The following is a 12,744-nucleotide window of genomic DNA, read 5'->3' as shown; positions in this document are numbered from 1 at the left end:
GATCGTCATCAAAAAGTCCAAGATTTCTGATTGTACGATGTTTAACCTTTCCATCTTCACGATAAGATTCAACAATTGAGATAAAAGAGGTATTTGGACGACCTCTATTATTTTTTACAACTTTTACAAACATAACATCACCATCCTATACTACAAATATATAATAAATATATTTAAATTAAAAGTAATAAGATTATATACCCTATACTACATAAAAAGAAATACGAGATACTATTATAAAAAAAGGATAAAAATAAAAAGACATGAACCTAAGATTATATCTTAAGTTCATGCCATTGCTAGAGATTTTATCTCTAGTTTTTTTATGGCACGAAATTGACAATAATATCATTAAAGTTTTTCCTATTTTGTCCATTATATAAAAAAGCCTAAAAATCTATAATAATCTTAGTTAAAATAAGATCTTATTTATCCAAGTTTAGTTATATAAATAAGAGATAAAACCAGCATACAAATAACGATTTGGTTAAAAACTAGAAAGATAATTGTTGCAGGAATACTTTAACGGAAAAGGAAAAATATATTCGGTAACAATTATGCAATTTACAATGACTACAGATTACGCTCTTAGAATTGTGACTTATTTATCACAAAAGGGAGATGTAGTAACAACTTCACAATTATCCAATGAGCTTCAAATACCTATGAATTATATTCCTAAAATTATTAAAAATTTAAAGAATAAAAAAATAATTTATGCAATCGAAGGTGTAAAAGGTGGCTATCGTCTAGCTAAAAAGCCAAAATCAATCACTTTGTTAGATGTTATTTTAGCGACGGAAACAACCATGTCTTTTAATAAATGTTTAGAGACAAATGGTACGTGTTCAAAAAACTGTCAAGATTCATGTGCTATTCGTAAAATATTAGAAAGCCTACAAAATGATATGATACATCAATTAGAAAAAGTCACATTTAGTGATCTTATAAATAAAGAATTTAGGGATAACATTTAAAGGGGGAGTTTATAATGAAAAGAAGAAATATATTTTTTTCAGTAATCATTGTTTTAACAATGATTTTGGGAATGTATCCACAAAATGCTTTTGCAACTGAAATACAAGAAAACATACAAAATGAAAATCAAGAGGAAAGTAGTAATAATAAACAAGAAACGCAAGTTTCTAATCAAGAAGATCAGGTTGCTGAATCATCAACTCAAACGGTTCATCAAACTAAAAAGGATGAAGCTGTAACACTATCGAACGATAGTTATACAGTATCAACAGATGAAGAATTAAAAAATGCACTTGAACAAATTAAAACAAGTAGTTCTAATGAAGCATCTATTATTTTAAATGCAGATGTTGGTGCACCAACAGAAAATTATATTGCCTCTTTTGGGGTTGAGGGAAAACATATAATTGTTTCTAGTACAGAAGGTAATATGTATTCTTTAAGTTTATCTAATCTAGGGATCTTAAATGGGTCATGTACTTTTGAAAATGTGGATGTAAGAGGATATAAACTTTATTGTACTGGATACAAAACCATTTTCACAAATCAAGGTGAAATACATTTAACAGGAACCCTTTATGGTGGTGGTTATAAAACAACTGTTGCAAGTACCTATGTTGTCATTGATGCAAATGGTTATATCAATCCAAGTTCTAGCAGTGGGCTTCATGATGTTATAGGTGGTTCTTATCAAGGTTCCGTTGAAGGGAATACTTATCTTGAAATTACCGGAAATATTCAAATGCAAGGAGGAAACCATCTTAATCCCGGATGTGTAATGGGTGATGGAAGTTCTAATGATGGTGCAAAAAGTCCGGATGTCTATGTAGGTGGTAATGCAATACTTATTTATGATAATCAAAATGGCAAATCTTCTCCAGCAATCGAAGGAACATATGGTTGTGAAATGAAAGGTAATGTTACTTTAGATATACGTTCTGGACGTGCTAATGAAATATGTGGTACACAAGAATATTCAACAAAATCGATTATTCGTGGAGATCTTCATATTATTGCGGGTGCTAAGAAGTATGAAAATACAGATCGAACATTACGCTTGAATGGAAACTGGCCGATTGTTGGTGCTGGTAATAGGTTTGCAGAGTCACCATCTGAAAATGGAACATATGAAGTAGGTGGTAATATTACGATTGATACTTTTGAAAATGTATGGGGATGGGATAAAGGAACAGAACCACTATCTGGTGATATTCCAGAAATATATGGGGCAATCGACAGTAATGTAGGTGGTAACATTACTTTAAATATCAATGGTTCACATATGGGAAATATTACGGGTGCATGGGATTCTAATGTTAAAGGTGATGTTACGGTTAATGCGATAAATGTTGATTTAAGAAACAGTTACTATGAAACAGAATATGATGAAGGAGATATTTTGGTAGGTTACGATGCAATAATTGAAGGAAAATCAATTATTAATGTTGATGGTGGAGATATCAATATTGTTAGACTTACTAATAAAAAACAAGTCAATGAAGGTTCTTCAATTACTATTAAAGGCTCACCAAAGATTCGTACTGGAGTGCTTTCTACAATAAATTACAAAAGTTCACCAGAAAACACGCCAACAGTTGCATTAGATGCTTGTCAAGCAACAATTCCTTTTATTCAATCTGCATCAAAAGTTCATGTAAAAAATAATTCAAATGTCCTAGTAAATGGTTTGTGGCTTGTAAGAGACTTAACTGTTGATCAAGGTAGTGTTTTGAAAACAAATGATGAAGATCCAATGAAAATAGATGGTGATGTTATTGTTAATGGGACTTGGGAACAATTATATGCTCAAGCTAAAGATGATTATGATTGTACCATTGCTAAAACAATGACAATTGGAAATCAAGGTCAATATATCTCTCATGGAACAGTTGATATAAAAGAAAAGGTAAATTCATCAGGTATGATGGTATTGATGAAACATTCGTTATTTGAGTTAAATTATACAGGAGATGATGCAGAAATTCGTTTACCTGCAGTTTCTAAAAATTATGATGGTAGTGATGATGGTGGCGTTATTCCTCTACAAATTAAAGGTCAATCAACAGGTTCGACGAAGGTTTATACGGTAAATAAAGATGATTGGCAATCATTACAAACACCGGTATTAGGAGATAATTATATTCTTTCAAAGAAAGATGAAGATAAACCTCAACAAAATGTATTTGTTTTAGAAAATGAAGATGCCATTAATCAAGATCTCTATTTAAAAAGAATGAAGGATGCAAATGGTAAAGATGATTATTATATGTGGCAAGTAACTACAGGAATTAGAGTGACATTTGATAAAAATGGAGGAGAAACAGAGGCAAGTCCTAAAACATCATTGCAAGACTATGTTGCAGGTAAAACAAATTATCATTTTGATTTGCCAACAAAAAATCCAACACGTAAAGGATATACTTTTAAAGGATGGAATACAAAAGCAGATGGGACGGGCGAAACGTTTGATGAAAAAACGAATGTTACGAAAAGCATGACGGTTTATGCAATGTGGCAAGAAGATGTTATGGATCAGCCTATCACGATTACACCAATGGATCTTACCATTTATACAGGTGGAAATGGGTATACAGGAGTTATAGGTCCTGATGGTACTTTTTCTAAAAATGATTTGCCAGAAATTGGATTTTATGTCACATTACCAGATGAAGTTAATAAATTAATAGGTAATACAAATGATCATCCTATTGATTTAAGTGATAAGATTGCTTTAACATATAATGATAATAATGGAGTAACTCGTAGTTGGAAACTTGAGTTATATGGAGATAAAGATCATAGTCAAACAGTTGTTAATGGAAAATATGTTTATATTTATAAAGTGTGTGAAAGTCAAGTAGATGGTACAGAAACGATGATACCAGCACGTATTCAATTTACTAGTGATGATGGAACAGTAATGATTGATTCTAAATTCCCGGTAAGCGAAACAGATCAATATCGAGATTATAAAATGAATTTCTATACAGGTAAATTCAATGAAGAACTTTATCAAATAAAAATAAAATTAGACGATCAAACGATTATTTGCTCTGCAAAATTAGGTACAGGAACACTTAAAGTACGTGGTAATGTTAATCAATATTATTCAGATATTAGTGATACGCTACCAAAACTAGATTCAACAAATAAGAATAAGATTTACATTCAAACAGCTCAAAAAAATACAACTTATTTTATTAATAATAGTAATGTAGAAGTTACAGATTCTACAGGGGTTAAACTTCTTGTAGATAAAACACTAGATGATCCATTACTTGTTAAATACTTAGATCAAAATAAAAATGCGAAAGGAAAATATTCTTATGAATTTAATTATCTTGATTTAGTGGATACTCATAATGGAAATGCTTATATAGCTTTAAAAGACGGACAAAAAATGAATATCTATTGGCCTGTGCCAAGTGAGGCTAAAGAAAATTCTCATTTTCATATTGTTCATTTTAAAGGATTATCGCGTGATAGTGATTATGATATTAATGATCTTTTAACTACAAATATTCCTGAAGAAATATCTTGTGAGGTTGTTACGATAGAAAATCAAAAATTCGTAAAATTTTCTGTTGATAGTTTTTCTCCATTTGCTTTACTTTATGAAAAAGAAAATGGAGTTCATACAAATGATCCAAATGAAGAAATTAATCAAAAAAATAATCAAGATACAAATAAACAAACAAATAAAAAAATAAGTAACGAAACAATAACATCAACCAAAACAAAGGATAATAAAGAATCTATTGTAAAAAATAAACAAACACGAAAAAATAAACAAACACGATTGAATAAAAAAATTAAAACAGGAGATTTTTCAAGAAGTGATTTATGGATTTCGTTAATGATTCTTTCATTGATTCTTTTCTATGGAATAAAAAAGACTAAACAAAAAGTATAAAACAAAAGCCAAAGACATTTGCCTTTGGCTTTTTACTTATTTATAAGAACCAGGTCCTGCTTTGACAACAGTATTTGGTAAATTATATTTTTTAAAGTTTTCTTGGAACATTTTAGTAAGTTTTTTAGCTGTTTTGTCATATTCACGTTTGTTAGACCAAGTATTTTTAGGATTCAACATTTCCGCTGGAACTCCTGGACAGCTTCTAGGAATTTTTAAGTTAAAGAAAGGTTCTTTAACATATTCTACAAAGTCTAAATCTCCATTTAAGGCAGCGTTGATCATGGCACGTGTATATTTTAATGGAATACGATGTCCTTTACCATAAGAACCACCTGTCCATCCCGTGTTAATTAAGAAAACATTAGCTCCTGATTTTTCAACACGACGACCAAATTGGTGAGCATATAAAGCTGTATCTAATGGGAAGAAAGGTTCCCCAAAACATGTTGAAAATGTAGCTTCTGGTTCAGTAACGCCATTTTCTGTTCCAGCAAGTTTACTTGTATATCCTGAAACAAAGTGGTAGATAGCAGCATTACGATCAAGTTTTGAAATGGGTGGTAAAACACCAAAGGCATCAGCCGCTAAAAAGAAAATAGTACGTGGAATAGGTCCAACCCCTGACGAAACAGTATTTGGGATATAATCGATTGGATAACCAACACGTGTATTTTCAGTAATAGAACCATCATCAAAATTGATGATACGTGTATCTTCAAAAAGCTTTACGTTTTCTGTCACGGCACCAAAGCGAATGGCATTCCAAATTTCAGGTTCATGTTCTTTAGAAAGGTTGATACATTTTGCGTAACATCCTCCTTCAAAATTGAAAATAGTATTTCTAGACCAACCATGCTCGTCATCACCAATTAATCGACGATTAGGGTCAGCGGATAATGTTGTTTTCCCTGTCCCAGATAAACCAAAGAATAAAGCTGTATCTCCATCAATTCCCATGTTGGCAGAACAGTGCATTGTAAAGATTTTCTTTTGTGGAAGTAAATAGTTCATAACACAGAAAACTGCTTTTTTAATTTCTCCTGAATAACCTGTTCCTGCAATTAAAACAATTTGTTTTTCAAAATCAATCATAATAGCAGCTTCACTATTCAATCCTAATTTTTGATAATCTACTTTACATCCTGGAGCGACAAGAATTAAGAAGTCTTCCTTAAAATCCTTTAGTTGTTCCTTTTTAGGTCGAATAAGTAAATTACGAATGAATAAGTTTTGACTTGCTTTTTCATTAATAACTCTAAAACCATATTGATATTTACGGTTTGCTCCCGCAAAACCATCAAAGACATAAAGATCTTTATCATTTAAATAGTTAACAATTTGATCATAGACTTGATCAAAAACTTCTCTTGATACTGGACGATTGACATTTCCCCAGGCAATTAAATCATGAACGGCTGGAGTATCAACAATATATTTATCATTTGGCGAACGTCCTGTTCTTTCGCCAGTTTCTATACATAAAGCACCTGCACGTGATAAGCGACCTTCTTTATGAAGTAAAGCTTTTTCCACAAGTGCTCCGGGTGGATTGTTTCTAAAAATATTCCCTGTGTGTTTAAAACCATATTTTTCGATTTTCAATGTATCCATAATATTCCTCCTTTAGGATTCCTTATGTATAATGATACCTAATTATGAATAGAAAATCTAGAGTAAGCGCTTACTTTTTTATAAGAAAGTGCTCTAATGTGATTTTGGGCTTTTATTTTTAATAAAAAAGTAAAAAAAAAGAAGACAAAAAAATAAATAAGGTCATTTAGGGGAATGACCTTATTTATATATATAGGGAATCGAGTAATAAAAAATTAATTTATTGGGAAACTATTATTTGAAAATCGTAATACAGAGATATAAATATTATGGGATATCTCTTTTAGTTCTTAATTTTTATTACATGTTTATTATAGCGAAATATAGCGAATTGAGTAGAGGCATGTTACCTAAAAAAAAGAATAAGTATTTGTGCAATGTGCACAAATAGGGTACAATAGAAGGGGTGATGGTATGGGATTTACAATAGAAGATGCTTTAAGAGAAACAAAAAAGCGCTATAAAATGACTCTCCTTGCGGGAGAAGAGGGATGTTCAAATGCGATGAGTTGGATTCAAATGGTCGAAGATAAAACCATTTTACAACAACTTTGGGGAAAAGAGCTGGTTGTAACAACAGGACTTGGCTTTCAAAGTCAAGAAAAATTAAGAGAATTTATTGAACAACTTATTAAATATCATAGTGTAGGATTAGTCATTAATACGGGAAAATATATTTTTGATATTGACCAAGATATTATAGACTATTGTGATGAATTAAGTTTTCCATTATTAACAGTCCCTTGGGAAATACATATCGCAGATATGATCAAAGATTTTTCTTATCACTGTTTACGGGCAGAAAGGGATGATAAGTATATTAATCAAACGGTCATGGATACACTTATTAATCCTGCAATCATTGAAGAATCAAGAAATAAACTTGCAGGGGACTTTGATGTTGAAAATGATTTCCAAGTTATGGCAATTTCTGTAGAAACGGAAGAAGAACTGGGTATGATGGAAAGAAGAAGTATCAAGTTTCAATTAGAACTCTGTTTTGAAAAAGTTGAAGGAAATTATAGTTTCTTTTGGTTTGATGGCTATTATATTATGATTTTTAATAACTTAGAAGATAGTGCTTTAGTAGAAGTTATTAATGAAATGTATAAACGCGCTAAAAAACGTTTACACTATACACTTCATCTAGGAATTGGTTCGAAGATGGCTGATTTTAGAAATATAATTTTAAGTTATAAAAGAGCTATTGCAGCTTGTAAAATGGCAAAGCAATTCGATTATCCACAAATCTATTTTGATGATATGGGCGTTTATCAACTTTTATTTATTATTGAAGATCAAGGTGTTTTAAAACAAATGTATCGTAGTATGCTCGGTGTTTTAATTGATTATGATCAGAAACATAATACTCAATTAGAAGAAACGCTTTATCAGTACTTAAAATTTGATAGTAATCAAAAAGCGATGGCAGAAAGTTTGTTTATGCATCGAAATACCATCAATTATCGACTTAATAAGATAAAAGAATTGACAGAATGTCAATTGGATTCTTTTGAAGAAAAAATGCCTTATATGCTTGCTTTTTATATTAAGGAAATTGTAGAAAAAAAGGAGAAATAGAAAATATTTGTTTTTTCCTTTTTATTTTTTATCAAATAAAAATGAAAGCGCTAACTTTTTAGTGAATGTTGGTCAGTTCTATGATATAATAAATAACATAAAGGAGAGATAAAAATATGTTTGATAATTTTTTAATTCATACTTTCCATGACGGGAATTGTTTACAAGCTTATAAAATTTTCGGAGCACATTTTGAAACATATGAAGGTAAAAAAGGTGTACGTTTTACTACTTATGCACCAAACGCAAAAAGTGCACAAGTTATTGGTGAATTTAACGATTGGGGTAAAACACCTTGTTATATGGAAAAATATAATAACGGAGGAATTTATACCGTTTTTGTAGAAGGTGTTAAAGAATTTGATATGTACAAATTTAAATTTGAAACACCTCAAGGAGATATGATTGAAAAAGCTGATCCTTATGCTTATTTCAGTGAATTAAGACCTGGAACAGCTTCTAAAGTTTATAATATGGAAGGTTATCGTTGGCACGATAGCAAATGGTTGAAAAATAGAACAAAGAACTATGATCGACCATTAAATATTTATGAAGCTTCATTAGGTTCATGGAAAATGAAACATGAAAGTGAAGGTGAAGGAGATGAGGGTGAATATTATTCTTATGAAGAACTTATTGACCAAATCATTCCTTATGTTAAAAAAATGGGCTATACTCACTTAGAAGTAATGCCACTTACAGAATTTCCATTTGATGGTTCTTGGGGCTATCAAGCAACTGGATTTTATAGTGCAACTTCAAGATATGGTCAACCAAAACAATTAATGAAGTTTATTGATGCCTGCCACAACGAAGGTATTGGTGTTATCATGGATTTTGTCCCTGCTCATTTCGTCAAAGATGCTCATGGATTGCATATGTATGACGGTGGTTTTGTCTATGATTATAATGATTATAATCGTCGTTATAGTCCATGGGATAGTGTCTATTTTGATTTAGGTAAAAATGAAGTGAGAAGTTTCTTATTAAGTTCTGTAGAATTTTTTGCTACATATTATCATATTGATGGATTTAGATTTGATGCGGTTAGTAACTTAATTTACTATGAAGGAAATAAAAATCTAGGTGAAAATATTGGGGCAATGGAATGGATGAAACGTTTAAATGGACATATGTCTGGGTACCATCCAACTGTTATGATGATTGCGGAAGATTCAACAGATTATCCTGGTGTTACTAAACCAGTAGGTGAACATGGTTTAGGATTTGATTATAAATGGGATTTAGGTTGGATGAATGATACGTTAAAATATTTCCAAGAAGATCCTGTTTATCGTCAATATGATAGTCGTTTTATTACTTTTTCAATGGCTTATTTCTATTCAGAAAGATTCTTACTTGAATTTTCACATGATGAAGTTGTTCATGGAAAAGCTACGATTATTAATAAGATGTGGGGATTGCATGGTGATAAATTAGCGCAAGTGAAGGCACTTTATGTTTATATGATGTTACATCCAGGTAAGAAATTAAATTTCATGGGAAATGAACTTGCTGAATATAAAGAATGGGATGAATCAAAATCATTAGGATGGGATATTTTGAAATATCCTGATCATGATGCTTTCCATCGTTTTACTCAAAAATTAAATGAAATTTATTTGAAATATTCAGCTTTATATCAAATGGATTATGATTTAAAAGGATTTGAATGGCTTGTGGTTGACGACCATGATCAATGCGTTTTTGCTATTGAAAGAAAAGATAAAGATGGAAATGCAATCATTGCTGTCATGAATTTTGTGGGAAATAGCCATGATGGATATAAAGTTCCTGTTAATATTGAAGGAAGTTATAAAGAAATCTTAAATACTGATCAAGATGTTTATTCAGGAAAAGGTATGATCAATCCAAGAGCACTTCGTTCTAAAAAATTAAAACTAAAGGAAAAAACAAGATTATTAAATAAAGATCATTACATTGAAGTAAAACTTGCACCATTTAGTGCATGTATCTTTGAAGTAAAACCTAAAAAGGAAACTGCAACAAAAACACGTAAAAAAGTAGTTAAGAAAACAAAATAGGTTGTTCAAAAATAGAGCATCGGTTGTTTAGATACTCTATTTTTTTGAAAAAGTTGCGATTTCATCGCTATAAAAAAATTTTAAAAACGTGACAATTACATCAAAATAAAGTATGATGAACACGTAAATGTATTATGAGGAGACGGGAAAATGTTTAAAAATAAAGAAGAATTTAAATTCGAGTTTTCAAGAAGAATTATTGAATCTTATGGGCGTACTGTAGAAGAAGCCCATATTACTGAAAAATTCATGGTTCTTGAAACAATGGTAAGAGATTATGCCTCAGTTAACTGGGCAGCAAGTAAAGCAGTTGTTCAAAATAATGAACAAAAACAAATGCATTACTTCTCAATGGAATTTTTAATGGGGAGACTATTAGTAAATAACATGATGAACCTTGGAATCTATGAAATTGCTAAAGAAGGTTTAGAAGATTATGGAATCAATATTCATGATTTAGAAGAATTAGAAAGTGATGCTGGTTTAGGTAATGGGGGACTTGGACGTTTAGCTGCATGCTTTATGGATTCACTTGCTTCATTAGATTATCCAGGACATGGAAATACAATTCGTTATGAATATGGTTTATTTAAACAAAAAATTGAAAATGGTTATCAAGTAGAATTACCTGATCAATGGATGAAAACAGGATTTATGTGGGAAGTACGTAAACCTAAACATCGTGTACCAGTAAAATTCTTTGGAAAAGTTATCTGGGATGAATCAGAAGGTAAATGGAAACATGTAGATGCTGAAACAATCTATGCGGTACCTTATGATGTACCAGTTATTGGAAATGGTACAGTAAATACAAATACTTTACGTTTATGGTCAGCGGAACCTAGTGAAGATTTCCCAAGTAACCATGACTTCCAAAGGTATATCGAAGATGTTAGAAGTATTTGTCAAAACTTATATCCAGATGATTCAACACCTGCTGGAAAAATGTTACGTTTAAAACAAGAATATTTCTTCTGTTCAGCAGGAATTCAAGCAATTATTAAAGCACATTTAAGAAATTATCCTTCATTAGATAATTTCCATGAAAAAAATGTTATTCAATTAAATGATACACATCCAGTATTATGTATTCCTGAATTTATGCGTTTATTAATTGATGATCATGGTTATGAATGGCAAGATGCATGGGATATTTGTACACAAACATTTGCGTATACAAACCATACAATCTTAGCCGAAGCCTTAGAAACTTGGCCAATTAGTACAATGCAAACATTATTACCACGTGTTTATCAAATTATTGAAGAAATTCATCGTCGTTTTGTTGGTTTTGCTAAAGAAGTCAGTGATCGTGATCAAAATTTAGTAGACCGTACAATGATTTTAAGAGATGGAATTGTTTATATGGCAAGACTTGCTATTGCCGGAAGCTTTAGTGTTAATGGGGTTGCTAAACTTCATACAGATATCTTAAAAGATAGAGAACTTCATGATTTTAATGTTCTTTATCCAAATAAATTCAATAATAAAACAAATGGGGTAACTCATCGTCGTTGGCTTGCTTATTGTAACCCACAATTAAGTGAAGTTATTAATGAAACAATTGGTAAAGGATGGATCAAACAACCTGCTCAATTAGAAAACTTAATGTCTCATGTTAATGATCCTATCTTACAAGAACGTTTCTTAGCTGTAAAACGTGAAAGAAAACAAATTCTTGCGGATTACATTAAAGAACACAATGGAATTGAAGTTGATGTTGATAGTATCTTTGATGTTCAAGTTAAGAGATTACATGCCTATAAAAGACAATTATTAAATATTTTACATGTTATTTATTTATATCAAGAAATGAAATCAAATCCTGATTTCCGTATTTATCCACATACTTTCATCTTTGGGGCAAAAGCAGCAAGTGCTTATTACTTCGCTAAAAAAGTTATTAAATTAATTAATGCCGTTGGAGATGTTGTTAATAACGATCCTGAAACAAATAAATACTTAAAAGTTGTTTTCTTAGAAAACTATGGTGTTACTTTAGCTGAAAAAATTATGCCTGCAGCTGATGTTTCAGAACAAATTTCTACAGCTGGTAAAGAAGCAAGTGGTACTGGTAATATGAAATTCATGATGAATGGAGCTATTACTTTAGGAACCTTAGATGGAGCAAACGTTGAAATTTCTGAATTAGTAGGATTAGATAATTGTGAAATCTTTGGATTGAAAGATGAAGAAGTGAAGAACTTAAAAGCAAATAATCAATATCGTGCATGGGATTACTACAACAATGATTTAAAAATCCGTCGTGCCATTGATTCATTAACAAATGGTACTTTCTCAAGTAATCAAGAAGAATTCAAAATTATTCATGATGAATTAATGAATAAAAATGATGAATACTTCTTATTAGCTGACTTTGAATCTTATGCAAATGCGCAAAGACATGTTGTTGAACTTTATCAAGATCGTTCAAACTGGGCTAAGATTTGTTTAGTAAATATCGCTAAGAGTGGATTCTTCTCATCAGATCGTACAATCGAACAATATGTAGAAGATATCTGGCACTTAGAAAAATGTAAATTCTAATATAAATGAATGAAGACCTCAAAATGAGGTCTTTTTTGTAAGCAAAAAGGCACTCAAATGAATGAG

At 30.8% G+C, this 12,744-nt stretch carries 6 protein-coding genes; 5 read left to right on the top strand and 1 reads right to left on the bottom strand.

Translation table 11 applies throughout. The annotated features are described in order from the left end of the window. The first annotated feature begins 557 nt into the window (after window positions 1-557). Both C7U55_RS11585 and C7U55_RS11580 read left to right on the top strand, forming a co-directional pair. Window positions 558-977, top strand: a complete 420-nt coding sequence (locus C7U55_RS11585; RefSeq protein WP_162297449.1) for an RrF2 family transcriptional regulator — start codon at window positions 558-560, stop codon at window positions 975-977. Window positions 978-991: 14 nt separating this feature from the next. Continuing rightward, complete coding sequence (locus C7U55_RS11580; protein WP_106988699.1) at window positions 992-4,891, top strand: InlB B-repeat-containing protein; 3,900 nt, start codon at window positions 992-994, stop codon at window positions 4,889-4,891. 36 nt (window positions 4,892-4,927) lie between these two features. On the opposite strand, the gene pckA is transcribed toward C7U55_RS11580, so the two are convergent. Then, window positions 4,928-6,505, bottom strand: coding sequence for a phosphoenolpyruvate carboxykinase (ATP) (gene pckA / locus C7U55_RS11575; RefSeq protein WP_106988698.1), 1,578 nt, complete (start codon window positions 6,503-6,505; stop codon window positions 4,928-4,930). Window positions 6,506-6,919: 414 nt separating this feature from the next. On the opposite strand from pckA, the gene C7U55_RS11570 reads away from it, so the two are divergent. The 3 genes from C7U55_RS11570 to C7U55_RS11560 all read left to right on the top strand — a co-directional run bounded on the left by C7U55_RS11570 (window position 6,920) and on the right by C7U55_RS11560 (window position 12,678). Then, window positions 6,920-8,086 carry a PucR family transcriptional regulator gene (locus C7U55_RS11570; RefSeq protein ID WP_106988697.1) on the top strand — a complete coding sequence of 389 codons (1,167 nt, stop codon included), beginning with the start codon at window positions 6,920-6,922 and terminating at the stop codon, window positions 8,084-8,086. Between the two features lie 116 nt (window positions 8,087-8,202). Continuing rightward, window positions 8,203-10,131, top strand: a complete 1,929-nt coding sequence (gene glgB, locus C7U55_RS11565) for a 1,4-alpha-glucan branching protein GlgB (RefSeq protein ID WP_106988696.1) — start codon at window positions 8,203-8,205, stop codon at window positions 10,129-10,131. A gap of 150 nt (window positions 10,132-10,281) precedes the next feature. After that, window positions 10,282-12,678: a glycogen/starch/alpha-glucan phosphorylase gene (locus C7U55_RS11560; protein ID WP_106988695.1), complete on the top strand. Its 2,397-nt coding sequence runs from the start codon at window positions 10,282-10,284 to the stop codon at window positions 12,676-12,678. Window positions 12,679-12,744: the final 66 nt, after the last annotated feature.

It is taken from the genome of Faecalibacillus faecis, assembly GCF_003024675.1.
GTDB lineage: Bacteria > Bacillota_I > Bacilli_A > Erysipelotrichales > Coprobacillaceae > Faecalibacillus > Faecalibacillus faecis.
Note: the sequence above shows the minus strand (reverse complement) of the source record. Positions and strands in the feature narration are given on the sequence as shown.